The sequence below is a fragment of the Amycolatopsis sp. NBRC 101858 genome (genome assembly GCF_030269325.1).
Classification (GTDB): domain Bacteria; phylum Actinomycetota; class Actinomycetes; order Mycobacteriales; family Pseudonocardiaceae; genus Amycolatopsis; species Amycolatopsis ponsaeliensis.
The window spans coordinates 514,561-537,497 of the sequence record NZ_BSTD01000004.1 but is presented as its reverse complement, the minus strand read 5'-3'; the positions used below and the strand labels follow the sequence as shown (position 1 = coordinate 537,497).

At 73.0% G+C, this 22,937-nt stretch carries 23 protein-coding genes; 14 read left to right on the top strand and 9 right to left on the bottom strand.

All coding sequences use genetic code 11. From position 1 onward, the window contains the following. Positions 1–2: 2 nt before the first annotated feature. Positions 3–596 (bottom strand): TetR/AcrR family transcriptional regulator, encoded by a 594-nt coding sequence (locus tag QSK39_RS31250; RefSeq protein WP_285481436.1) that lies wholly within the window; start codon positions 594–596, stop codon positions 3–5. A gap of 54 nt (positions 597–650) precedes the next feature. On the opposite strand from QSK39_RS31250, the gene QSK39_RS31245 reads away from it, so the two are divergent. The 10 genes from QSK39_RS31245 to QSK39_RS31200 all read left to right on the top strand — a co-directional run bounded on the left by QSK39_RS31245 (position 651) and on the right by QSK39_RS31200 (position 9,516). Further along, the gene (locus tag QSK39_RS31245; RefSeq protein ID WP_285481435.1) at positions 651–1,319 is read left to right on the top strand and encodes a class II aldolase/adducin family protein; all 669 of its coding nucleotides are present in this window, start codon (positions 651–653) and stop codon (positions 1,317–1,319) included. Beyond that, on the top strand, positions 1,319–2,260 hold the full coding sequence (locus tag QSK39_RS31240; protein ID WP_285481434.1) for a carbohydrate kinase family protein: 942 nt from the start codon (positions 1,319–1,321) through the stop codon (positions 2,258–2,260). Before QSK39_RS31245 ends, QSK39_RS31240 begins: the two co-directional genes overlap by 1 nt. Positions 2,261–2,342: 82 nt before the next feature. Beyond that, the gene (locus QSK39_RS31235) at positions 2,343–3,350 is read left to right on the top strand and encodes an Lrp/AsnC family transcriptional regulator (RefSeq protein WP_285481433.1); all 1,008 of its coding nucleotides are present in this window, start codon (positions 2,343–2,345) and stop codon (positions 3,348–3,350) included. Then, entirely contained in the window at positions 3,347–4,234 is an 888-nt protein-coding gene (locus QSK39_RS31230) for a polysaccharide deacetylase family protein (protein WP_285481432.1), read from the top strand. The genes QSK39_RS31235 and QSK39_RS31230 overlap by 4 nt, the downstream gene beginning before the upstream one ends. Continuing rightward, positions 4,231–5,517: an MFS transporter gene (locus tag QSK39_RS31225; protein WP_285481431.1), complete on the top strand. Its 1,287-nt coding sequence runs from the start codon at positions 4,231–4,233 to the stop codon at positions 5,515–5,517. The genes QSK39_RS31230 and QSK39_RS31225 overlap by 4 nt, the downstream gene beginning before the upstream one ends. Continuing rightward, positions 5,517–6,284: an SDR family NAD(P)-dependent oxidoreductase gene (locus QSK39_RS31220; RefSeq protein WP_285481430.1), complete on the top strand. Its 768-nt coding sequence runs from the start codon at positions 5,517–5,519 to the stop codon at positions 6,282–6,284. Before QSK39_RS31225 ends, QSK39_RS31220 begins: the two co-directional genes overlap by 1 nt. Further along, the gene (locus tag QSK39_RS31215) at positions 6,277–7,263 is read left to right on the top strand and encodes a ketopantoate reductase family protein (RefSeq protein WP_285481429.1); all 987 of its coding nucleotides are present in this window, start codon (positions 6,277–6,279) and stop codon (positions 7,261–7,263) included. Before QSK39_RS31220 ends, QSK39_RS31215 begins: the two co-directional genes overlap by 8 nt. Continuing rightward, entirely contained in the window at positions 7,260–8,399 is a 1,140-nt protein-coding gene (locus QSK39_RS31210; protein ID WP_285481428.1) for a M20 family metallopeptidase, read from the top strand. The genes QSK39_RS31215 and QSK39_RS31210 overlap by 4 nt, the downstream gene beginning before the upstream one ends. An 89-nt stretch (positions 8,400–8,488) precedes the next feature. Next, positions 8,489–8,986 (top strand): winged helix-turn-helix transcriptional regulator, encoded by a 498-nt coding sequence (locus tag QSK39_RS31205; RefSeq protein ID WP_285481427.1) that lies wholly within the window; start codon positions 8,489–8,491, stop codon positions 8,984–8,986. 2 nt (positions 8,987–8,988) lie between these two features. Then, a complete protein-coding gene (locus tag QSK39_RS31200) occupies positions 8,989–9,516 on the top strand; it encodes a pyridoxamine 5'-phosphate oxidase family protein (protein ID WP_285481426.1) in 528 nt (175 codons plus the stop codon). A 2-nt stretch (positions 9,517–9,518) separates the two neighbouring features. Here QSK39_RS31200 and QSK39_RS31195 read toward each other — a convergent pair whose 3' ends face one another. From QSK39_RS31195 to QSK39_RS31185, 3 genes are all read right to left on the bottom strand, one after another. Continuing rightward, the gene (locus QSK39_RS31195; RefSeq protein ID WP_285481425.1) at positions 9,519–10,964 is read right to left on the bottom strand and encodes an FAD-dependent oxidoreductase; all 1,446 of its coding nucleotides are present in this window, start codon (positions 10,962–10,964) and stop codon (positions 9,519–9,521) included. A 1-nt stretch (position 10,965) separates the two neighbouring features. After that, on the bottom strand, positions 10,966–11,883 hold the full coding sequence (locus QSK39_RS31190; protein WP_285481424.1) for an AurF N-oxygenase family protein: 918 nt from the start codon (positions 11,881–11,883) through the stop codon (positions 10,966–10,968). 81 nt (positions 11,884–11,964) lie between these two features. Then, a complete protein-coding gene (locus tag QSK39_RS31185; RefSeq protein WP_285481423.1) occupies positions 11,965–12,729 on the bottom strand; it encodes an AraC family transcriptional regulator in 765 nt (254 codons plus the stop codon). 86 nt (positions 12,730–12,815) lie between these two features. On the opposite strand from QSK39_RS31185, the gene QSK39_RS31180 reads away from it, so the two are divergent. Further along, on the top strand, positions 12,816–13,559 hold the full coding sequence (locus tag QSK39_RS31180; protein ID WP_285481422.1) for a sulfite exporter TauE/SafE family protein: 744 nt from the start codon (positions 12,816–12,818) through the stop codon (positions 13,557–13,559). Positions 13,560–13,645: 86 nt separating this feature from the next. Beyond that, positions 13,646–15,205, top strand: coding sequence for an adenylate/guanylate cyclase domain-containing protein (locus QSK39_RS31175; protein ID WP_285481421.1), 1,560 nt, complete (start codon positions 13,646–13,648; stop codon positions 15,203–15,205). Here QSK39_RS31175 and QSK39_RS31170 read toward each other — a convergent pair. Further along, entirely contained in the window at positions 15,202–16,209 is a 1,008-nt protein-coding gene (locus QSK39_RS31170; protein ID WP_285481420.1) for a zinc-dependent alcohol dehydrogenase, read from the bottom strand. The two genes, QSK39_RS31175 and QSK39_RS31170, sit on opposite strands and share 4 nt — an antisense overlap. Before the next feature lie 211 nt (positions 16,210–16,420). Here QSK39_RS31170 and QSK39_RS31165 point away from each other — a divergent pair, with 211 nt between their 5' ends. Continuing rightward, positions 16,421–18,349 (top strand): DNA/RNA non-specific endonuclease, encoded by a 1,929-nt coding sequence (locus QSK39_RS31165; protein ID WP_285481933.1) that lies wholly within the window; start codon positions 16,421–16,423, stop codon positions 18,347–18,349. Here QSK39_RS31165 and QSK39_RS31160 read toward each other — a convergent pair. From QSK39_RS31160 to QSK39_RS31150, 3 genes are all read right to left on the bottom strand, one after another. After that, positions 18,344–19,162, bottom strand: a complete 819-nt coding sequence (locus QSK39_RS31160; RefSeq protein WP_285481419.1) for a DUF427 domain-containing protein — start codon at positions 19,160–19,162, stop codon at positions 18,344–18,346. The genes QSK39_RS31165 and QSK39_RS31160 overlap by 6 nt on opposite strands. A gap of 81 nt (positions 19,163–19,243) precedes the next feature. Beyond that, positions 19,244–20,755, bottom strand: a complete 1,512-nt coding sequence (locus QSK39_RS31155) for an FAD-dependent monooxygenase (protein ID WP_285481418.1) — start codon at positions 20,753–20,755, stop codon at positions 19,244–19,246. A 76-nt stretch (positions 20,756–20,831) separates the two neighbouring features. After that, positions 20,832–21,479, bottom strand: a complete 648-nt coding sequence (locus tag QSK39_RS31150) for a GntR family transcriptional regulator (RefSeq protein WP_285481417.1) — start codon at positions 21,477–21,479, stop codon at positions 20,832–20,834. Positions 21,480–21,501: 22 nt separating this feature from the next. Here QSK39_RS31150 and QSK39_RS31145 point away from each other — a divergent pair, with 22 nt between their 5' ends. Beyond that, positions 21,502–21,918: a VOC family protein gene (locus QSK39_RS31145; protein WP_285481416.1), complete on the top strand. Its 417-nt coding sequence runs from the start codon at positions 21,502–21,504 to the stop codon at positions 21,916–21,918. Here the strand turns inward: QSK39_RS31145 and QSK39_RS31140 are convergent. Further along, positions 21,898–22,887, bottom strand: a complete 990-nt coding sequence (locus QSK39_RS31140; protein WP_285481415.1) for a TerC/Alx family metal homeostasis membrane protein — start codon at positions 22,885–22,887, stop codon at positions 21,898–21,900. The genes QSK39_RS31145 and QSK39_RS31140 overlap by 21 nt on opposite strands. Between the last annotated feature and the right edge of the window lie 50 nt (positions 22,888–22,937).

Genomic DNA, 22,937 nt, shown 5'->3' with positions numbered 1-22,937 from the left:
GCCTAGACGAGCCGCTCCAGGTAGGCCCGAAGCATGGCTTTCAGCGAGTCGAGCAGCCCGGCGGCGCCGTCGGGATCGGCGCGGAACGCCTCCTGGATGACGGCGTCCGCGGCCAGGAACGCGGTGCGGCACGCCATCGCGGCCTCGGCGTCGTCGCGGAGCAGGCGCTGGGCGACGAGCACGCGGTGCACGCCGGTGGCCATCACGCGCTTGTGGGCGACGTCGGCCTCCCGCGTCGCCTCCGTCAGCCCGCGGCCCAGCCAGAGGGCACGGAACCCGGGTTCGGCGCGGTAGAGCGCGGCGAACGCGTCGACGAGCAGGCCGACGGGGTCGTCCCAGGTCTCCTTCGCCGCCTGGTCGGCGAAGGACGTCATGAGCTCTTCGAGCCGGGCGAGGTAGCTGTCCGCCAGGGCTTCGGTGATGGCGTCGCGGTCCGGCAGGTACTGGTACAACGTGCCCACGGAGACGCCTGCCGCCGCGGCGACCCGGGTCGTCGTCAGGGCCTCGACGCCCTCCTCGGCGAGCAACCGGTCGGCCGCTTCCAGGACCCGGGCCAGCTTCTCCCGGGCCCGGGCCTGACGCGGGACTCGCTGCATGCCGCTCCAAACCTGAACGTGACTTTGTTTCGCATTTATTCTAGCCTCGGGCCCATGGCAGTGGGAAGTTCCGTACTCGACGACGCGCGCCGGGCGGTCGCCCGCGCGAGCAACGGCCTCGCCGGCGAGGGCCTGCTGATCGGCACCGCGGGCAACGTGAGCGTCCGGGCCGGCGACCACGTGGCGGTGACCGCGACCGGGATCGTGCTGGGCGCGGCCACGCCCGACGACGTGACCGTCGTCGACCTCGACGGGACGATCGTCGCCGGGGAGCTGACGCCGACCTCGGAACTGGAGCTGCACCTGGGGATCTACCGGCGCTACGACGCCGGCGCGGTGGTGCACACGCACTCGCCGCAGGCCACCGCGGTGTCACTGGTGCTCGACGAGCTCCCCTGCGTCCACTACCAGCAGCTCGCGCTGGGCGGCGCGGTGCGGGTGGCGCCGTTCGCCGTGTTCGGCTCCGCGGAGCTGGCCGCCGGCACCCTCGCGGCGCTCGACGGCAAGACGGCGGCGCTGCTGGCCAACCACGGCGCGATCGCCCACGGCCCGACGCTCGAGGCGGCGATGGACAACGCGCTGCTGCTGGAGTGGGCGTGCGGGCTGTACGTCCGGGCCGCCGCGCTCGGCGCACCCCGGGCGCTGGACGACCTGCAGCAGGAAGCGGTCGTGACCGCGGCCGTGCGAAGTGGGTACGGCCGGCCCCGGCGGATCGAGGACTGATGACGCAGACCGTCGTGACGCTGGGCGCGCACGTGTTCGACGTGCAGGTCCGGCCGGTCGAGGCCATCCCGGAGGGCCAGGGCGCGGCGCTGGTCGAGCAGATCCGGTTCGGCCCGGCGGGGACGGCCGCGGGCACGGCGGTGACGCTCGCGAAGCTCGGCGCCTGGGTCCGGTCGGCCGGCGCGGTCGGCGACGACCCCATCGGCGACCTGCTCCTGTCGATGCTCGCCCAGTACGGCATCGACACGTCGCTGGTGCTGCGCCGCGCGGGCGTGCAGACGTCGGCATCGGTGCTCCCGATCCGCCCCGACGGCAGCCGGCCCGCGTTCCACGTGCCGGGGGCCAACCTGGGTTACGAGCCGTCGGAGGCTCCCCTGGCGGCGCTGACCCGCGCGACTCACCTGCACCTGGGCGGGCCGGAGCTGATGGGCGGCGCGGCGGCCGCGTCGATTCTGGCGCCGGTGCGGGCCGCGGGTGTGGTGACGTCGGCCGACCTGCTGGCGCCGGGCGACCCCGGGGTGCTGGCCTGGATCGCGCCGGCGTTGTCCTCTTTGGACTACCTGCTGCCGAACGAGGAGCAGGTGCTGGGCTTGACCGGCGCGGCGGCACTGGAGGACGGCGCCCGGACGCTGCTCGATCAGGGCGTCGGGTGCGTGGCGGTCACGCGCGGTGCGCGCGGAGCACTGGTGGTGACAGCCGAGGAGACCATCGCGGTCCCGGCGTTCGCGGTCCCGGTGGTCGACACGACGGGCTGCGGCGACGCGTTCTCGGCGGGCTTCCTGCGAGGCGTCGGTCTCGGCCGCTCACTGCGGGAAGCGGCCGTGCTCGGGTGCGCGGCGGCCGGGTTGGTGGCCCAGGGACTGGGCAGCGACCACGGCGAATTCGACCTGGCGGCGGCCGACGCCTTCGCGGCGGCCACGCCGGTACTCCCGACGGAGTGACCCACCGAACCAGGGCACGGGTGCATCTTTCCAGCACCGCCACCCCTTGACTTGACGTTTTCCTGCACGCAGGATGCCCCTTGTGCAGAACGAAGGCAAAGCGACCGAACTGGACCGCCGCATCGTCGCGGCCCTCCAGCTCAACGGCCGGGCGTCCTGGGGTGCCATCGCCCGGCACGTCGGGGCCAGTGAGTCCACCGTCCTCCGGCGGGCCGAAAAGCTCACCGAGAGCCGCCGCCTGCGGGTCATCGGGGTCGTCGACGTGCTCCGGTGCGGGCTCGGCGTCCCGGTCATCGCCCGGCTGAAGTGCCGACCCGGCGCTGCCGCCGCCGTTGCCGAAGCGCTCGCCGCCCGGCCGGATGTCCGGTACGCCACCGTGCTCGCCGGGAGCGCCGACTGCTCCGCCGAGTTCGTGCTCCCGTCCTACGCCGACATCGCGAGCCTGCAGGAAGACGGCTTCCCCGCCGCCGAGGCCATCCGGGACGCCGAGACGTTCGCCGTCATGCGGACCTTCACCTCCAACCACGACTGGGACTCCGGCGAGCTCACCCCCGAGGCGGCGAAAGCGCTGCGCGGCGGCGACGTGCGGCCGTTCGAGGAGCAGCACTGGGAACGCCCGCCCGAGCAGCTCGACGAGCTCGACCTCGCGATCTGCGCCGCGCTCGGCGAAGACGGCCGGCTGCCGTTCAAAGAAGTGTCCAAACAGGTCGGTACCAGCGAGTCCACGGTGGCCCGCCGCGTCGATTCGCTGGTGCGCCGGGGCTGCCTGCGGTTCCGGACGCTCGCCGAACCCGCCATGTTCGGCTACGCGCTCGAGTTCATGCTCTGGCTCTCGGTCGTCCCCGGCGAGCTCGACCGGGCCGGGCAGCAGCTCGCCGCCCACCCCGGCACGAAGTACCTGAGCGCCACCACCGGCCGCTTCAACCTCGTCGGCCAGATCGTGCTGCGCCACTACGGGGAGCTCTACCGCCACACCACCGACGTCGTCGGCGCGCTGCCCGGGCTCCGGGAGGCCGACGTGACCCTGCAGGTTTCGACGCTCAAGCGCGCGTGGGCCCCGACGCCCGCGGCCAGCTTGGAGGACGCATGACGGAACAACCGTGGCAGTGGGACGAACAGACGTGGCGCGGGCACGTCGAGCACGTCCGCGCCGGACGCGCGCTGCGCCCGGCATCGTGGCCCGGTGGCGCGAAGGTCGCCGTCGCGCTGTCCTTCGACTCCGACCACGAGACGCCCGCCCTGCGCGACGGCGACGTCCTGCCCGGCAAGATGGCGCAAGGCGAATACGGCGCCCGCGTCGGCGTGCCGCGCATCCTGAAACTCCTGCGACAGCACAGCGCGCCCGCGTCCTTCTTCATGCCCGCCGTGTCGGCGCTGCTGCACGACGGCGAAGTCAAGTCCTATGTGGACGCCGGACACGAGGTGGCGCTGCACGGCTGGATCCACGAACGCAACACCGCGCTCACCGAGACCGAAGAGCGCGACCTGGCCTTCCGCGCCGCCGACGTCCTCGAACGCCTCGCCGGCACCCGGCCGGTCGGCATCCGGACGCCGTCCTGGGACTTCTCCGCGCACACCCTCGCCATCACGCGCGAGCTGGGCCTGAAGTACGACTCGTCGCTGATGGCCGACGACGACTGCTACGAGCTGATCGAGCGCGGCGAACCCACCGGCGTCGTCGAGCTGCCGGTGGAGTGGATCCGCGACGACGCGCCGTACTTCATGATGGACCGCTTCGCCTCGCTGCGGCCCTACACCCCGCCGCGCGGCGTGCTTTCCATCTGGCGCGACGAGTTCGACGCCGCCTACGCCGACGGCGGCATCTTCCAGCTCACCATGCACCCGCACATCATCGGCCACCGCTCGCGGATCGCGATCCTGGCCGAGCTCCTCGACCACATCACCGGTCACGACGGCGTCTGGTTCGCCACGCACGCGCAGATCGTCGACCACGTCCTGCAGGAGCGGTCATGACCACTGTGGACACCACCGTCGTCTCGCACCGGCTGACGGCGCAGCAGCGCAAGGCGATCGTCGCCGGCGCCGTCGGCAACACCGTCGAATGGGTCGACTGGGCCGTCTACGCGACGTTCGCCCCGGTCTTCGCCGGTCAGTTCTTCGCCGGTGGCAACGAAACCGCGGCCCTGCTGTCCACTTTGGCCGTGTTCGCCGTCGGGTTCGTCATGCGGCCGATCGGCGGCGCCGTGCTCGGCGCGTACGCCGACCGGAAGGGCCGCAAGAAAGGTCTCACGCTCACCATCTCGCTGATGGCCGGCGCGTCGATCGTCATCGCGCTGTGCCCGACGTACGCGAGCATCGGCGTACTGGCCCCGATAATCCTGCTCCTGGCGCGGCTCGTGCAGGGCTTCTCCGCGGGCGGCGAGTTCGGCTCCTCGTCGGCGTTCCTGATCGAATCGGCCGCGCCCGGACGCCGGGCGTTCGCCGGGTCGTGGCAGCAGGTCTCGGTCGGTCTCGGCTCGCTGCTGGCCGCGCTGATGGGCACGATCCTCAACGCGACGCTGTCGGACGCCGATCTGCACGGCTGGGGCTGGCGGCTCGCGTTCGGCCTCGCCGGGCTGCTCGGCCTGGTCGGCCTCTGGCTGCGGGTGTCGGTGCACGAAACCGAAGCGTTCAGCAAGATCTCCGCGAAGCCCCGGCGCAACCCGGTCGTCGCGATGCTGCGGGACCACCCGAAAGCCGCGCTGCGCGTGGCCGGCGTGACCATCGCCGGCACGCTGATCTACTACGTGTGGGTCTCCTACATGCCCGCCTACGCCCAGCTGGCCACCGGCATCCCGCTCAAGACGGCGCTGCTGGCGAACACCCTCGCCATGGTCGTGTTCATCGCGCTGCTGCCCTTCGGCGGCCTGCTGTCCGACCGGATCGGGCGCAAGGCGACGATGACCGCGTTCGCCGCCGGGTTCGTGGTGTTCGCCTGGCCCGCGTTCCACTTCCTCGGCAACAGCTTTTGGAGCGTGTTCGTCATCGAGCTGATCGGGCTGGTCCTGATCGTCGGCTACTCGGCGAACTGCGCGGTGATCATGGCCGAGCAGTTCCCGCCGGAGGTCCGCACCACCGGCATCGGCCTGCCGTACGCGCTCGCCGTCGCGATCTTCGGCGGGACCGCGCCGTACGTCACGACCTGGCTGAACGCGAACCACCTCGGCAACCTCGTGTGGGTCTACGTCGCGGCGGCCGCGCTCATCGGCGTCGCGGTCTACCTCACCATGCCCGAGACGAAGGGGAAGGAGCTGTAGTGCGGACCGTGCTCGTCACCGGGGCCGGCGGCGGCATCGGCGCCGCGATCGCGGCCCGGTTCGCCGCCGCGGGCGACCGCCTCGTCCTGTCCGACCTCCGCGCGGCGGAACTGTCCACAGTGGCGGCTGGTCTGTCCACTGAGGTCGTGCAACTGCCCGGGGACCTCGCCGAGGCGGAATTCGCCGAGGGGCTCGTCGAGCGAGCCGGGCCGGTCGACGTCCTCGTCAACGCCGCCGGGATCTACCCCGCCACTCCCCTGCTCGACATGACCGCGGCGATCTGGGACCGGGTGCAGGACGTGAACGTCCGGGCCGCGCTCCTGACCACCGTCGCGTTCGGCCGGGCGGGCAGGCCCGGCGCGGTCGTCAACATCTCCTCCGGCGCGGCCACCCGGGCGCGTCCCGGCGCCGCGCACTACGCGACGTCGAAGGCCGCGCTCGAGATGGTGACCAAGGCCTGCGCGGTCGAGCTGGGCCCGCACGGCATCCGCGTGAACGCCGTGAGCCCGGGGTTCGTCACCGTCGACAGCGACGCGAACCCGGTCACCGAGGCGTACGCGGCCGCGGTGTCGGTCAACCCGCTCGGCCGGCGCGGCGAGCCACGGGAGATCGCCGACGCGGTGTTCTGGCTCGCCGGGCCCGAGGCGGGCTGGATCACCGGCGCGGTCCTGCGGGTCGACGGCGGTTCGACCGCGGGTGCGGCCGGGCTGCCGCTGCACTGGGCCGGGGAGACACCCGTGCAACAAGGAGAGGAAGCGCATGTCTGACCGGCGCTCGTACACCGTGGTCGGCGGCGGCGCGATCGGCGGGACGCTCGCCTTCCACCTCGCGCGGGCCGGGCACCCGGTGTCCATCGTGGACACCGACGCGGGCCACGTGGCCGCCATCGCGGACCGCGGCCTCACCCTGCGCCGCCCGGACGGCGACGAGACCGTCGAGCTGCCCGCGTTCCTCCCGGACGAGGCGCCCCCGGTGTTCGGCCGGGCGCTGCTGGCCGTCAAGGCCCAGGCCACCGAGGCGGTGCTGCCGTGGCTGGCCCCGCGGCTGGCGCCCGACGGCTTCGTCGTCTCGCTGCAGAACGGGCTCAACGAAGAGCTGATCGCATCGCACGTCGGTCCGGAAAGGACGGTCGGGGCGTTCGTGAACCTCTTCGCCGACGTCGTCGAGCCCGGCGTCGTGCGGGACGGCGGTCTGGGTGCCCTGGTCGTCGGCGAGCCCGACGGCCGGATCACCGACCGCGTCGAGGAGATCGTCGCGGACCTGCAGGCGTGGGGCCCGGCGAAGGCGACCGCCAACGTCGAGGGCTACCTGTGGGCGAAGCTCGGCTTCGGCGCGATGCTCACCACGACGGCGCTGGCCGACGCCCCGATGGCCGACCTGATCGACCGGCACCGGCCGCTCATGCACGCGCTCACCGCGGAGGTGTTCGCGGCGGCCGGCGACCGCGCCCTGGAGCCGTTCGACCAGTTCGACCCGGCGGCCTACCTGCCCGGCGCGACCGGGCGCGAGGCCGCCACCGACCGGCTGGTCGCGTGGCTGCGGACCCAGCCCAAGGACCGCAGCGGCATCTGGCGCGACATCGCCGTCCGGCACCGCCCGGTCGAGGTGCACCACCACTACGCGCCCGTGCTCGCCGCGGCGGACGTCCCCCTGCTGCGGGCGATGCTGGCCCGGCTGCGCGACGTCGAGACCGGCGCCGCCGAGATGTCCGAAGACCACCTGACCGAACTGGAGCGAGCGCTGTGATCCGCGAACTGCACGAGTGGGTGCGCACGCACCGCGACGACCTCCTGGCCGACGTCGCGACCTACGTCGGCATCGAGACGCCCAGCGACGACAAGTCCGCTTTGGACCGCGGACTGTCCTGGGTGGACGGCTGGCTGCGCGAACGCTTGGGTTCCCCGGAGAACGTCCGCGACGTCGACGGCGGGCAGTACGGCGACATCAAGGTCTACGACTTCCCCGGCGCCGGCGAGCCGGTGCTCCTCCTGTGCCACTACGACACGGTGTGGCCGCTGGGGACGCTCGAGGCCTGGCCGTTCACCGTGGACGGTGACCGCGCCACCGGACCCGGGATCTTCGACATGAAGTCCGGCCTGGTGCACGCGGTGTGGGCGCTGCGCGCGCTCGACGCGGCCGGGCTGCCACGCCCGGCCGTGCGGCTGGTCCTCAACGGCGACGAGGAGATCGGCAGCCCGGCGTCCCGCCCGGTGATCGAGGAGGCCGCCGCGGGAACGCGCGCGACCCTGGTGTTCGAGGCGAGCGCCGACGGCGCGGTGAAGACCGCACGCAAGGGTGTCGGCCTGTTCCAGGTGCACACGACAGGTGTCGAGGCGCACGCCGGGCTCGACCCGACCAAGGGCGCGAGCGCGATCGACGAGCTGGCGCGGGCGGTACTCGCCCTGCACGGGCTGTCCGACCCGGACGCCGGGACCACGGTGAACGTCGGCGTGATCACCGGCGGCACCCGGCAGAACGTGATCGCGGGCGCGGCATCCGGCGAGATCGACGTCCGCGTGTCCAGCGCGGCCGAGGCTGCACGCATCGATGCGGGCCTCGCGGCGCTGAAGGCGCACGACCCGCGCGCGAAGGTCGAGGTGACCGGCGGCTGGAACCGGCCGGTGATGGAACGTTCGGAAGCCATCACGCGGCTGTACGAGCTGGCCCGCGAGGAGGCCGCGGACCTGGGCGTCACGCTGCGGGAATGCTCGGTCGGCGGCGCCAGCGACGGCAACTTCGTGGCGGCACTGGGCCACCCGGTCCTGGACGGCTTCGGCGCGGTCGGCGACGGCGCGCACGCCCGGCACGAGCACATCAGCGTCGAGGGGATGCTGGAACGCACGGCGCTGGCCGCCGCCGTCCTCCACCGGCTCGCCGGATAAACCGCTCTCGGTTTAGCACCAGTCCCCGCCGGGTACTACTGCTCTCGTAACGCAACCAGTTTTTGAGTAAGCACAGCGAGGTGGGAGCAGTGCGGGAAGCGCGGTCGAGGTGTCCGATCAACCTGTCGCTCGAGATCTTCGGCGACCGGTGGACGCTGCTCGTCCTGCGTGACGTCGTCTTCGGCGGGGCCCGGCACTTCCGGGAGCTGCTCGGCGGCGAAGAGCGGATTTCGTCGAACGTGCTGGCCGACCGGCTGGCCGTGCTCGTCGAGCACGGGCTGCTGACCCGGGCCGGCGACCCGTCGCACAAGCAGAAGGTCACCTACAGCCTCACCGAGCGGGCGATCGACCTGGTGCCGGTGCTCGTGCAGCTCAGCGCGTGGGGTGTCCGGCACCTGCCCGTCGCCGACGAGTACGCGGCCCGCGCCGAGGTGCTCACCGCCGGCGGTCCGCCGCTGTGGGAGGCCTTCATGGACGAACTGCGCGAAACCCACCTCGGAACCCGCCGCGGAACGGCGCCGGACGGCCCGACGGTCGCCGAGCGCCTCGAGGCCGCGGCTTCCTTCCGCGACCGACGAACGGAGTGACCATGGAAACCCGGCTCGACGAACGGTTCAGCGACCCCGGCACCGAGGCCACCGGCTGGGCCGAAACCGTGAAAGCCCTGGAAGCGGCCCAGATCAGCTGGCTCACGACAGTCCGCGCCGACGGACGTCCGCACGTGACCCCGCTGGTCGCGATCTGGCTCGACGGCGCCCTGCACTTCGGCACCGGCGAGACCGAGCAGAAGTACCTCAACCTGACCGCGAACCCGAACGTCGTGCTGACCACGGGCCGCAACGCGTGGGACGACGCCCTGGACGTGGTGGTCGAAGGGGTCGCCCGGCGCGTGACCGGACGCGACCGGCTGGAACGGCTCGCCGAGGCGTGGCTGGCCAAGTGGGACGGCAGCTGGGTCTACGAGGCGACCGAAGAAGGGTTCCGGCAGGGCGGGCACGACGTCGTGGTGTTCGCGGTCGAGCCGATGAAGGTGCTGGCCTTCGGCCGCAAGCGCTCGAGGACGGACGAGTCGATGCTGTCCACTGTGGAGTTCACCCACACCAGCCACCGGCCCTGAGTTCAGGCGCGGCGGAGCAGCCCGCGCCGACGGGTCCGGAGCCGGCCGGCGACCGCGTCCTCCAACAACGCTCCCACCGTCTCGCGGGCGCACGCCTTGTTCGCGCCGATGCCGCCCGACGGGCCGCGCTTGATCCACCCGGCCACATAGGTGCCCGGTTCGACGCGGCCGGCCGTGTTCGGGACCGTCCCGGTGGCTTCGTCGAACGGCAGGCCCGGCACCGGGGCACCCCGGAACCCGGCCGCCCGCACGACGCGACCGGCGACGATCTCGACGTCGCCGGTCACGCGGACGCCGCGGACCTCGGTGTCGCCGGTGAACTCCAGCGGCGACGAATGGAAGCGCAGGACGACCCGGCGCCCGCCGTCCGGGGGCGGCGAAGACCAGTCGACCTCTTCGCGCGGAACGCCCCGCAGCAAACCGGCCTTGCCTTCGCCGGCGTCGATCTCCGCGGCGACGCGCGGATCGTGCGCGTCCACCACGAGATCGCCGCGGGCCGCCAAGGCGAGCAGTTCCGATCGCGTGTACGCGGCGTCCGCCGGGCCGCGCCGGGCGAGCAGCACGACCTCGCGGACCTTGCTCGACTTCAGCCGGGCCAGCGCGGCCGGCGCGATGCTCGTGCCGGCCAGCGATTCCGGCGAAGCGGTGAGGATGCGCGCGATGTCGAGCGCGACGTTGCCGCTCCCCACCACGACCACCCGCTCGGCCGAGAGGTCGACCGCGCCGGGCGCGATCTCGGGGTGGCCGTTGTACCAGCCCACCACCGTCGCGGCCGGCAGGCTGCCACGCAGATCCTCGCCCGGGACGCCGAGGCGCCGTGCCTCCGTCGCCCCCACCGCGTAGATGACCGCGTCGTGCCGTTCGGCCAGCTCGGGCCCGGCCTCGACGCCGAGCCGCAGCCGCAGGCGGGGGTGGTCGTGGAACCGCGCGAACGTCTCGCCGATCTTCTTCGTCGACGGGTGGTCGGGGGCGACGCCGTAGCGGATCAGGCCGCCGGCCGTCGCCAGCCGGTCGATCAGCGTGACGCGGGAATTGGTGTGCAGCAGCAGATCCTCGACCGCGTACATGCCGGCCGGGCCGGTGCCGACGACCGCGACGTCCAAGGCCGCGAAGTCGCTGGGCAGGACGCGGCCGAACGCCGGCGGCGACCAGCGGTGGAAGTTCGGGGCGACCGTGGCCTCGGCGAGGACGTCCCGGCCCGTGTAGAACTCGGCGTTGATCTCCTCGTAGACCTGCAGCGGCCCGGTCAGGTCGCCGGCCGGGAAGATCGCGTCGACCGGGCAGGCGTCGGCGCAGGCGCCGCAGTCGATGCAGGTCGCCGGGTCGACGTAGAGCATGTCGGTCGTCCCGAAGTCCGGCTCGTCCGGCGTCGGGTGGATGCAGTTGACCGGGCAGACCGACACGCAGGACGCGTCGGCGCAGCAGGTCTGGGTGATCGCGAACGCCATGTCAGATCAGGTTCGCCCGCTTGTAGAACCACAGCGACGGCTTGGTGAGCAGCCCCGCGGAGTGCAGGAACTCCATCAGCCCGGAGCAGCTCGAGCGCAGCATCGACTTGTGGTGCTCGTTGGCCTTCGCCTCGCGCCGCGCGCGCTTGCCGTCGAGACCGGCGTTCTCGTACACCTTGGCGTTCCACATGCTGCCGACGATGACGTAGGACGCGATCGCGACGACCAGCGCGTTGACCTGCCGCCGCACCCAGCCGGCGCCCTCGAGCCGCTGCCGGGTCTCCTCGCGCGCGAACTTCATGTGGCGCGACTCTTCGACGACGTGGATGTTGTTGATGGTGCGCACGAACGGGACGACGCGCTCGTCGCGCATCCAGTCGCGCTGCATGACGTCGAGGACCTCTTCGGCCACGAGGATCGCCGCGTAGGCCGCTTCGCCGCTCGCGGTCGCCTTGAAGATCCGGCCGGCCTCGACGACGAACCGGCGCGGCCGGTAGGCGGGCGCGCGCAGCTTGGCGGCGCCGCGGGCGAACATGATCGAGTGCCGGCACTCGTCGGCGATCTCGGTCAGTGCCCACTGGAACGCGGGGTCGGTCGGGTCCTTCGCGTAGAAGTCCCGCAGGATCATCTGCTGCAGGATCATCTCGAACCAGATGCCGGTGCTGGCCACCGACGCCGCCTCCTGGCGGGTCAGCTCGCGCTGCTGCTCCGGCGTCATGTCCGCCCAGTAGGACGTGCCGTAGAGCGTGCTCCACTCGGGGCTCGCGCCGTGGTAGCCCGTGTCCAGCGGCGTCTCCCAGTCGACCTCCTTGACGGGGTCGTAGGAAAGCTGCTCCGACGAGTCCAGCAGCCGGCGCGCGGTCGTCTCGCGGTCCGAAGGCCCCACAGCCCCCGCTTCGCGTTCGCTGATGCTGGTCATCGCCGACCTCCTCGTCAGGTGTTACCCGAGTTCACTGTTACCAACCGTAACACATACCCGGTCCAGTGCACACCCGTCGGCTCAGTCACCGCGGAACGCGCTGGGCGGGACGCCGAGCAGGCGGTGGAACATCGTCGTGAACGCACCGGGCCCGGCGTACCCGAGGGCGGCCGCGACCTCGGCCACCGGGGTACCCGCCGCCAGCAGCGGCAACGCGTGCAGCACGCAGGCCCGGCGCCGCCACGGCGCGAGCGCGAGACCGGTCTCGGCGCGGAACCGCCGGTGCAGCGTCCGCTCGGCGACGTGCAGCCGCGCGGCCCACGCGGCCGGCCGGACGTCGATCCGCGGCTCGGCCAGGAAGCCGGTGCACAGCCGGCGCAGCGCCGGGTCGGCCGGCAACGGCAGGTCGAGCGGCAGCGGCGCGGCCCGGCGCAGCTCGTGCAGGGCCAGCTGCAGCACCGCCGCGTCCCGCCCGCGCGGTGCGTACCGCGGTTCGACGTCGACGGCTTCGCGGAGCAGCTCACGCAGCAGCGGGGTCACCTCGACGACCCGGCAGCGGGCCGGCAACCACGGCACCGCACGGGGTTCGACGTAGAGGCTGCGCGTGCTGACCCCGTCCATCCGCACGGCGTGCGGCACCCCGGCGGGGATCAGCACCGCCCGCTGCGGCGGAACGGTCCACGCCCCGTCGGCCGTGTCGACCCGCATCGACCCGGTGACGCCGTAGAGCACCTGGGCCCGCCGGTGCCGGTGCTCGGCCAGGACGTGGCCGGGCGGGTAGTCGGTGCCGATGGCCACGACGTCGCGGTCGAGGTCGTCGACGGTGTCGAGGGGGACGTTGCGCACGACCCGAGCCTAGGTGGCCGGCATTCGGAAGAAGGTGGCCGATCGGCGAATGCCTGCCACCGGCGCGCGCGGTAGCGTCGAGCCACGTGCCGATCACCTTCATCGTCCTTTTCGGACTCGGGATCCTCTCCGGCGTGACGACCGCGCTCTTCGGTTTCGGCGGCGGATTCGTGACCGTGCCGGTGGTCTACGCCGTCACGGGCGCGATGCACGTCGCGGTCGGGACGTCCACCGCGGTGATGCTGGTCAACGCGCTCGGCGCGACGGTCACCGTGGTGCGCGCGGGCCGCCTGCGCCGCGCGTACGTCTGGCCGCTGACCGGGTTCATCGCCCTCGGCGCGGGCATCGGCGCGCTGGCCGCGACGGGCGTGCCGGACGGGCTGCTGCACGCGCTGTTCACGGCGTACCTCGCGCTGACCATCGTGGACAGCGTGCTGCGGCGGGGGTTCCTCTCCGGCGGGGAACCGCGTCCGCTGGGCCGCGTCACGGCGTCCGCCGGCGGAGTCGGGATCGGCGCGGTCGCGGCGTTCCTCGGGGTCGGGGGCAGCGTGCTGACCGTGCCGCTGCTGCGCCGCCGCGGCCTGCCGATGCGCGACGCGACCGCGCTCGCCAACCCGCTGAGCCTGCCGGTCGCGGTGGTGGCGACGGCCGTCTACCTGCTCGCTCCGGGCCCGGCGGCCCTCGACCCGGTGGCGGCGGGCCTGCTGCTCGCGGGGTCCCTGCCGACGATCGCGGTCCTGCGGCGGTGGCCGCCGGCCATCCCGGACCGGGCCCACGCCATCGCGTATCTCGGCCTCCTGGGCGCGGCGCTCGTCACGGTCTCGGCGTGAACCACTCGTCGGCGTGAACCGGCTCGCCCGACCTCGGCGCTTCGGTGTACATTCGTTCACTCAACTGCGTCGAACGGCAGGATCCGGTGCACTCACGAAGCGACATCCCCGCCCGGTCCGGGCCGTTCGGCTCCGGGCTGCTCGGGCCCCTCGACCAGGACGTGACCGTACTGCGCCGCCGCGTCCAGCGCCTGCTGACCGCGACCCTGATCGCCACGAACGTCATCGGCGCGCTGGTGGTCGTCGGGCTCGCGGCGCTGCTCATGCCCGCCCCGGGCATGTCCGGTGACCTCGTGCGGCTCATGGCGGTCGCCGTGCCGGTCTACGTCGTCTCGGCGGTCGTCGTCGGCACGCTCTGGGGCACCCGCGGGGCGCTGCGGACCCTGCGCTGGGCCGCCGAAGGACGACGTCCGACCGACGCCGAGCGCATCGCCAGCCTGCGCGTCCCCCTGCGGCTCACGCTCATGCAGGCCGTCCTGTGGGGCGTGGCGACGGTGGTGTTCGCCGCGCTGGCCGTGCTCGGGCAACCCGCCGTCGCGCTGACGGTGTTCCTCGTCGTCGCGTTCGCGAGCGTCGTCGTGTGCGCGATCGCCTACCTCTTCGGCGAGTTCGCCCTGCGCCCGTACGCGGCGCGGGCCCTCGACGGCACCGCGCCGCCGCGTCCGCTCAGCGGCGGCGTCAACCTGCGGATGCTGCTGTTCTGGTGCCTGGGCACCGGAGTGCCGGTGGCCGGGCTGGTCGTCACGGCGGTGCTGGCCTGGGTGCGCGGCGACGTCTCGACGACGAAGCTCGCGGTGTCGGTCATCGCGCTCGGCCTGGTCGTGCTCTGCTTCGGCCTGCTGGTCACCGTGTTCACCGCCCGCGCGGTCGTCAACCCGATCACGTCGGTCCGCGACGCGCTGGGCCGTGTCCGGGCCGGCGAGTTCGACGTGGCCATCCCGGTCTACGACGGCACCGAACTGGGCCTGCTGCAGGCCGGGTTCAACGACATGACGGCCGGGCTGGCCGAGCGGGAGCGGATGCGCGACCTGTTCGGCAGGCACGTCGGTCACGAGGTCGCCGTCGAGGCCATGCGCACGTCCGGAACCAGCACCGAGCTGGGCGGCTCGGTGCGCACGGTGTCGGTGCTGTTCGTCGACCTGGTCGGGTCGACGGCGCTGGCCGCGAGCCGCCCGCCCGAAGAGGTCGTCGGCCTGCTCAACCGGTTCTTCACGGTGGTGGTCGACGAGGTCGACCGCCACCACGGGCTGGTCAACAAGTTCGTCGGCGACGCCGCGCTGGCGGTCTTCGGGGCGCCGGCGCCGCTCGCGGACCACGCGACGTGCGCCCTGGCCGCCGGCCGCGCCATCGCCCGCCGGCTGGCGCTCGAGGTGCCGGACGGCCCGGCGGGCATCGGCGTGGCGACCGGCGACGCGGTCGCGGGCAACGTCGGCGACCCGCGCCGGTTCGAGTACACGGTGATCGGCGACCCGGTCAACGAAGCGGCCCGGCTGACCGAGCTGGCCAAGAACGCGCCGGACCGCCTGCTGGCGTCGTGGACGGCGGTCGAAGCGGCGGCCGAGGCGGAAGCGGCGCGCTGGCGGGCCACCGAGGACGTCACCCTGCGCGGGCGCAGCCGGCCGACGACCCTGGCGTCGCCCCGCTAAAGCCGCGGGTCTACGTGGATCTTCGGGCCCGCCGGGTACTCCCCCGCGAGCACGGCACCGACCTCGCCGAGCCCGACGGTCGCGCCGACGAGCGGGCGCGGGTCGACGTCGCCGCCGGCGTAGGCCGCGATCGTGTCGGCCAGCCCCGGTGAGGCGGAGAGGACGCCGACGGCCGTGACGTCCTTCAGCACCAGCGTGCGGGTGTCGAGCGTGCTGGGCCGGCCGGACAGTCCGATGTAGACGACCCGGCCGGCCGGTTCGACGAGGTCCACGGCCAGCGCGGGCAGGTCCGCGGCGCCGGTGGCGTCCACGACCGCGTCGAAGGGCAGGTCCGGGAGCGTCGCGCGGGTCCAGACGTGCTCGAAGCCGAGGCCGCGCGCGAAGGCGCCGTCGTCCACGCCCAGCAGGTGCACCTCGGCGCCCGCGGCCCGCAGGAACATCGCCGTCAGCAGCCCGATCGTGCCCGGGCCGAGCACGAGGGCCCGGTCCCCGGCGCCGGCACCCGCGGCCCGCGCCGCGCGCAGGGCGTTGCCACCCGGTTCGACGAGCGCGCCGAGCACGGCATCGACCTCGCCGGGCAGCGCGTGCAGCGACCACGCGGGGACGGCGAGCCGTTCGGCCAGCGCACCGGGCCGGCCGCCGCGGATCCCGACCTCCTGCCGGTTCTCGCAGGTGTGCTGGTGGCCCCGCAGGCAGCGGCGGCAGGTCCGGTCGCCGAGCATGGTGTCCCCCATGACCCGCCGTCCGAGCCAGCCGTCGTCGACGCCCTCCCCGACGGCGGACACCGTCCCGGCCCATTCGTGGCCCAGCCGCATCGGGTAGGCGGAGTGGCCTTGGTGCAGGTAGGTCATCTCACCGGTGAAGAACTCGACGTCGGTACCGCAGACCCCGGCCCGTTCGACGTCGACGACGACCTCGCCCGGTTCGGCCCGCGGGACGGGGACCTCGTGGACGGCTCCTTGCCGCGGCCCGGTGAGGACGAAGGCCCGCATGGTCGAAGACATGCCTGCATGCTCGCATCCCCGGGGTACGCGACGATCACCGCGCCCCGGCTCGTCGCGGGTGTTATTCGCCGACCCGCCGCGAGAGCGGGAAATAACGCGAACCGGCGGGAAAAGAATTCCTTTCCGCACCAAAGGATTCCTGTAACGAGGCCGGTTCCGGTCCGACTAACGGGTGTTTCGCCCGAAAAGCCGGGGAGGCGTCGTGGACGTGATGACGGATCGCCAGTCCGAACAGGAGCGAGCCACGGCCGCGCGCGCCGCCGAGCGGGCCGGGCAGCGGCGGGCGAAGATCGCCTTGCTGCGCACGCCCGGCGGGATCGCCGAGGCCGACGAGCCCAGCCGCGTCGCCACCCGGATCGACCGGCTCGGCCGCTACTACCCCGACGTGCGGCCGGTGAACCCGGTGGCGCTCGCGGCCGGCGACCCGAAGGCCATGGCGGACGCCGGGGTGATCCTCGAACGGATCGTGCTCACCGACGACCTGCTCGGCGTGGGCTACCTCGAGGGCGGCGTCACGGCGTCGGCCGCGATCGGCCGGGTGAACATCCGCGACGGCCGCGGCCGGCTCACCGGGTACGGCACCGGGTCGATGATCTCCCCGGAACTGCTGCTCACCAACCACCACGTGCTGCCGGACGCGGCCACGGCCCGGTCGAGCATCATCGAGTTCGACTACCAGGACGGCGTCGACGGCCTGCCCCGGCCGGTGCGGGCGTTCGGGCTCGATCCGGACCGGTTCTTCGTCGCCGACGAGGATCTCGACTTCGCGCTCGTCGCCGTCAAGGCGTCCGCCGACGAGCTGCGGCCGTACGGGTTCAACCGGCTGATCGGCAGCGAGGGCAAGGCGATCGTCGGCGACTTCGTCACGATCATCCAGCACCCGCGCGGCGGCAAGAAACAGGTGGCGCTGCGGGAAAACCGGATCGTCGACGTCCTGGAGCGGTTCCTGCACTACGAAACCGACACCGAACCCGGGTCGTCGGGTTCGCCGGTCTTCAACGACCAGTGGGAGGTCGTGGCGCTGCACCACGCCAGCGTCCCGGCCGAGGGCCACGCGGAGTACGGCGGGTTCCTCAACGAGGGAATCCGGGTCAGCCGGCTGCTGGAGTTCCTGCGCGGACAGCGGTTCACCCCGGCGCGCCAAGCCCTGCTCGACCGGCTTTCCACCCGGCCCGAACGGGACACCGCGGCCCGGCCCGGCGGTGCTCCGCAGGTGCTGACGCTGACGATGCCCGTCGACATCCGGCTGCGCGCCGAACCGCCCGCGGCGCCGGAGAGCATCCGGATCGACCCGGACTACTCGAACCGCGAGGGCTACGACCCGGACTTCCTGCCCGGGCACACCGTGCCGCTGCCGGGCCTGTCCGACACGCTCGCCGCGCTGGCGGCCACCAACCGGCAGGCGGCGGGCGAGCCGTCCTACGTCCTGCCGTACCACCACTTCAGCGTCGTCATGAACAAGGTGCGGCGCCTGGCGTTCTTCACGGCCGTCAACATCGACGGGCGCACGAGTCAGCCGTTGCGGCGCGAGGCGGACCGCTGGTCGCTCGACCCGCGCGTCGACGCGGGCGAGCAGGCCGGCGAGGAGATCTACCGGGCCAACCCGCTCGACCGCGGGCACCTGGTCCGCCGCCTCGACCCGGCGTGGGGCGCGACGGCCGCGATCGCGCAGCTCGGCAACGACGACACGTTCCACTTCACGAACTGCTCGCCGCAGCACGAGGACTTCAACCAGAACAAGACGACGTGGGCCGGGCTCGAGGACTACGTGCTGAACAACGCCGACAACGCGGATCTGCGGGTCAGCGTGGTGACGGGACCGGTGCTCGCCGAGGACGACGACCCGTACCGCGGTGTCCGGCTGCCGCGCCAGTTCTGGAAGGTCGTCGCGATGGCGAAGGCCGACGGCACCCTCTCGGCGACGGCGTACCTGCTGAGCCAGGAGGAGCTGATCCACGGCCTGGAGCTGGCGGGCGAGTTCAGCTACGGCGCGTACCGCACGTACCAGGTGCCGGTGCGCCGGATCGCCGGCTTGACCGGGCTGTCGTTCGGCGCCCTCCCCGACGCCGACCCGCTGGAACGCCTGGAGTCGACCGGCGAGGTGCGGGAGATCGGCGTCCTCGACGACCTGGTGCTATGACCACGGCGTGACCGGCCGAGGCAGCCGCTCGCCGTCCAGGACGACGTCGACGCGTTCGGTGAGGAAGGCGATGTGGCCGGCGATGTCGCGCACGTCGGACAGCGGCTCGTCGTAGGTCCAGGCGAGATCGCGGTGCGTGCCCACCGACCAGTAGGTCGCGTGTCCCTTGTAGGCGCAGGTGGTGCGCGTGTCCGACGGCGTGAGCAGGTCCATCCGGACGTCTTCGCGCGGCAGGTAGTACCGGGCGGTGATGCCGGTTTCGAACAGCAGCCGGGGCGCGGTCGAGTCGGCCACGACGACCCCGTCGACCTCGATCCGCACCCGGCTGTCGCTGCGCCGGACGTCGATGCGCGAGAACGGGTCCCGCGGGTGGCCGACGATCGCTTCGGCCTCCTCGAGCCACTCGTCGAACGCGGCGAAATCAAGGACGACGTGCTGCCCGAGGTCGTCGTCCGCGGGCCGAAAGCCCGCACCCGGCAGGGTCACGCCGTCGCCGTCCAGGGTCAGCGGCTCCCCCGCGCAGGTGTGGACGGCGAAAGCGGTCCGCGGGTCGAGGACCGGCGGACCGCCCTCGGCCAGCTGCACCGGGTGCTCGGGCGCCGGGGTGGCGTCCGCCGGGGTGAGGGTCGCGCGGAGGTCCGCAAGGGGGAACGCGTAGGACGGCACCACCCGCTTCGGTTCCCAGACGAGCACCGCGCGCCGCGAGTCGGCGAAGGTCCGTCCACTCGCGACGGCGCGGACCCGCTTGGCCACCGGTTCGTACCGCAGCTCGGCCAGGTCCCCGGTGAACCGCGCGCCCATGCGTGTCGCCATGGGGTCAACCATCCGCGCCGGCGCGGGCCGCCGTCAACACCCTGGCGGACCGTCTCCCCGGTTGTCGGAAACCGACGCTCCCTACCCGGCCGGGCCGAGCCAGGTCGTCATCGCCTCGCGAAGGGCCTTCTCCGCCAGCTCGCCGACCGAGGCCCACGCCAGGTACCCGTCCGGGCGGGCCAGTGCCGCCAGCTGCTGGTCCGGGAATGCCAGGGGCCGCGCCGTCACCACGCGGACCCGGCTCCCCCACTCCGCCGCCACCCGGGCCGCTTCCGCCTCCGCGGCCAGGAGCACCGCGCCGCCGGTGCGGAAGCGGGTTGCCAGTGTCGTTCCGTCGTCCAGGGCCAGGTCGGGCACCCGGTGGCCGATCAGGGGGAAGTCGCCCGGGATGTCGTAGTGCTGCCAGCCGCCGCCGATGGCCGTGATCACGTGGGTCGCGCCGTCCGGGGTGTCGAGCAGGTCGGCCACCACCCCGCGCAACGCCTCCGCCCGGGGCCCGCGCGGTGCGCTCAGCGCCGTCTGCGCCAGGCTCCAGCGCTGCACCCACTCGCCGATCGGGTGCCGCTCCGGCGTGTAGGTGTCCACAAGGGACTCCGGGGCGAGCCCGCGCGCGACGAGCGCGAGTTTCCACCCCAGGTTGACCGCGTCGCCGATCCCCAGGTTGAGGCCCTGCCCGCCGGCCGGCGAATGCACGTGGGCGGCGTCGCCGCACAGCAGCACCCGGCCGCGCCGGTAGGTCGTCGCCTGCCGGGTCGTGTCCGCGTAGCGCGTGCCGACGTGCACGCGCGTCACCGCGACGTCGGTGCCGCTGACCCGCCACAGGCTGGCCTGCATTTCCTCCGCCGTCACGGGTGCGTCGCGGTCCTCGCCCACCTCGTACTCGACGGTGTGCACGCGCGGCGGCCCGTCGCCGTCGGCCCAGCCGCCGAGCACGTACGAACCGTTCTCCCCGTGCTGCCAGCCTCCCGCGACGAGCTTCTCCGGCGCGTCGAGGTCGACGATCGCCTGCCGGCCGGTGAAGACGGGGTCCACGCCCGGGAAGTCGAACCCGGCCAGGCGGCGCACGGTGCTGCGCCCGCCGTCGGCACCCACCAGCCGGCCCGCCCGGATCGCGCCCTGTCCGGTGTGGACGGTCACGCCGTCGTCGTCCGCGTCGAACCCGGTCAGCGCGACGCCGCGCCGCACCTCGGCACCCGCCCACGCACCGAGGATCTCCTCCAGGTCGGCTTGGCTGATCACGCCCGCGCCGAGGAATTCGTCGCCGGGGCCGGGCGGCCGCAGCCGGTCGGCCCGGATCCCGATCCCCGCGAAGTGCCCGACGAAGCTGTCGCCCGCCGGGGCTCCGGGTGGCGGCAGCGTGGCCGGGCCGACCCACATCGCGGCGGCCCGTTCGACCTCGGGCAGCAGGCCACGCAGGTGCAGCGCGTGCACCGACGGGGTGTTGAGCGCCCGCGCACCCATCGAGCCGAAGCGCGCCCGCGGAGTCTCCGTCTCGCGCTCCAGGACCAGCACCCGGGCACCGCCCAGCCGGAGCTCGCCCGCCAGCAGCAGCCCCACCGGGCCGCCGCCGGCCACCACCACGTCGAAGTCCATCTTCCCCACCCCAGAAACCCGGAACGATGTGCTCGGAACCACGGTAGCGAACCGGGCACGGCACCTGCCGGCGTGCTCAAGACCGCCCGGTGAGGATGTCGAACGCGTGCTGCCGGTGCGTCGCGAACAGCTCGAGTGCCGCCTCCCGGTCACCGGCCCGCAGCGCGTCCGCGAGCTGCCGGTGTTCGGCGGGGATGCCCGCCAGGTAGCCGTCGGTGTCGACGCCGATGCGGGTCAGCAGGAACAGGTGCACCTGCGACCGGATCGCCTGCCACGCCTCGCTCAGCCGCCGGTGCCCGGCAGCCTGGTAGACCGCGTCGTGGAAGTCGAGGTCGCAGCGGACCAGCTCGTGCGCGTCGGCCGCCCGTTCCATGCGGGCCACGGCGGCGTCGACCGCTGCCAGGCCGGGTGCGCGGTCGATCACCAGCCCGACGGCGAGCTGCTCCAGCGCGGCCCGCAGGCTGTCCAGCTCGGCGACGTCCACTTCGGACAGTGACGTCACGGTCGTGCCCCGGTGCCATTCGCCGCGGACGAGCCCTTCGCGGTCCAGCTTGAGCAGCGCCTCGCGCACCGGCCCGCGGCTGACACCCAGCGCCTCCGCCAGCTCCACCTCGCGCAGCTGGCTTCCCGGCGCGTACGTCCCGTCGAAGATCGCGTCGCGGATGCGGTCGGCGACCTCGTCGGCCAGCCCGCGCCGGCGTGCGGGAGCCACTTGAGCACTCATGTCCTGATGTTAACATTCAGACATGACGATCCCCCGCTTCCACCTCGCCATGCCGGTCGACGACCTGGCCGCCGCCCGCCGCTTCTACGGCGAGGTCCTCGGCCTCGCCCAGGGCCGCAGCGCCGAGACGTGGGTCGACTGGAACCTGCACGGCCACCAGTTCGTGACGCACCTGGCGCCGGAGCGGCCGCAGCGCGTCCACAACCCGGTCGACGGCCACGACGTGCCGGTGCCGCACTTCGGCCTGATCCTCGAGGTCGAGCAGTTCAAGGCGCTCGCCGAGCGGCTGCGGGCGGCGGGGACGCAGTTCGTGATCGAGCCCTACGTCCGCTTCGAAGGCCAGGCCGGCGAGCAGTGGACGATGTTCCTGCTCGACCCCGCCGGGAACGCGCTGGAGTTCAAGGCTTTCGCGGACGACTCACAGGTCTTCGCGGTCTGACGAGCCCCGCAGCGAACCCGGGTGCGCCTTCGCGGCCGGGTCGCGCCGGGTCTTGACCAGGCTGGCGACCGTCACGACGACCAGGACGCCGATGATCACCGCCAGGCTCACCGGCGTGGCGATCTCCGGGACGCGCGGGTCCAGATCGACGTGCGCCCAGTGCAGGATCAGCTTCACCCCGATGAACGCGAGGATCACCGCGAGCCCGGCCGAGAGGTACACGAGCCGGTCGAGCAGGCCCTTCACCAAGAAGTACAGGGCCCGCAGGCCGAGCAGCGCGAACGCGTTCGCGGCGAACACGATGTACGGCTCTTCGGTGACGCCGAAGACCGCCGGGATCGAGTCGAGGGCGAACAGCAGGTCGACGCCGCCGATCGCGACCAGGACGACCACCAGCGGCGTCACCATCCGGCGCCCGCCGGCGCGGGTGAGCAGCCGGCCGCCGTCGTAGGCGTCGGAGACCGGCAGGATCCGCCGGGCCGTCCGGACGACGACGTTGTGCTCGATGTCGGGATCGGCGTCGCGGTGCCGGAACAGCTGCACGCCGGTGTAGATCAGCAGCAGCCCGAAGAGCAGGAACATGAACGAGAACAGCGCGAGCAGCGTCGCGCCGAGGACGATGAAGATCCCCCGCATGACGAGCGCGAGGATGATCCCGAACGTGAGCACCTTGTGCTGGTGCTCCTCCGGGACGGCGAACGTCGTCATGATGATCACGAACACGAACAGGTTGTCGACCGACAGGCTCTTCTCGACGATGTAGCCGGCGAAGTACTCGGTGCCGAACTCGCCGCCGTGGGCCAGCGTCAGCCAGACGCCGAACACGACCGCGACCAGGATGTAGCCCACCGACCACGCGACGGCTTCGGCGAACCGGACCCGGTGCGGCCGGACCGCGGCCAGCACGAGGTCGACCGCGAGCAGCGCCAGCACGACGCCGATGGTGACCAGCCAGGTGCCGACGCCCATCGCTCCCCCGCTCCCCGTGGTTGCGGCGATCGTAAGGGCCGTCCCGCGAC

Coding starts and splice junctions, on each gene's coding strand:
- QSK39_RS31245 (WP_285481435.1), top strand. CDS start 651: ATGGCAGTGGGAAGTTCCGTACTCGACGACGCGCGCCGGGCGGTCGCC.
- QSK39_RS31225 (WP_285481431.1), top strand. CDS start 4,231: ATGACCACTGTGGACACCACCGTCGTCTCGCACCGGCTGACGGCGCAG.
- QSK39_RS31145 (WP_285481416.1), top strand. CDS start 21,502: ATGACGATCCCCCGCTTCCACCTCGCCATGCCGGTCGACGACCTGGCC.
- QSK39_RS31170 (WP_285481420.1), bottom strand. CDS start 16,209: ATGTCTTCGACCATGCGGGCCTTCGTCCTCACCGGGCCGCGGCAAGGA.
- QSK39_RS31155 (WP_285481418.1), bottom strand. CDS start 20,755: ATGGACTTCGACGTGGTGGTGGCCGGCGGCGGCCCGGTGGGGCTGCTG.
- QSK39_RS31160 (WP_285481419.1), bottom strand. CDS start 19,162: ATGGCGACACGCATGGGCGCGCGGTTCACCGGGGACCTGGCCGAGCTG.
- QSK39_RS31140 (WP_285481415.1), bottom strand. CDS start 22,887: ATGGGCGTCGGCACCTGGCTGGTCACCATCGGCGTCGTGCTGGCGCTG.
- QSK39_RS31230 (WP_285481432.1), top strand. CDS start 3,347: ATGACGGAACAACCGTGGCAGTGGGACGAACAGACGTGGCGCGGGCAC.
- QSK39_RS31190 (WP_285481424.1), bottom strand. CDS start 11,883: ATGACCAGCATCAGCGAACGCGAAGCGGGGGCTGTGGGGCCTTCGGAC.
- QSK39_RS31250 (WP_285481436.1), bottom strand. CDS start 596: ATGCAGCGAGTCCCGCGTCAGGCCCGGGCCCGGGAGAAGCTGGCCCGG.
- QSK39_RS31195 (WP_285481425.1), bottom strand. CDS start 10,964: ATGGCGTTCGCGATCACCCAGACCTGCTGCGCCGACGCGTCCTGCGTG.
- QSK39_RS31215 (WP_285481429.1), top strand. CDS start 6,277: ATGTCTGACCGGCGCTCGTACACCGTGGTCGGCGGCGGCGCGATCGGC.
- QSK39_RS31150 (WP_285481417.1), bottom strand. CDS start 21,479: ATGAGTGCTCAAGTGGCTCCCGCACGCCGGCGCGGGCTGGCCGACGAG.
- QSK39_RS31200 (WP_285481426.1), top strand. CDS start 8,989: ATGGAAACCCGGCTCGACGAACGGTTCAGCGACCCCGGCACCGAGGCC.
- QSK39_RS31240 (WP_285481434.1), top strand. CDS start 1,319: ATGACGCAGACCGTCGTGACGCTGGGCGCGCACGTGTTCGACGTGCAG.
- QSK39_RS31165 (WP_285481933.1), top strand. CDS start 16,421: ATGACGGATCGCCAGTCCGAACAGGAGCGAGCCACGGCCGCGCGCGCC.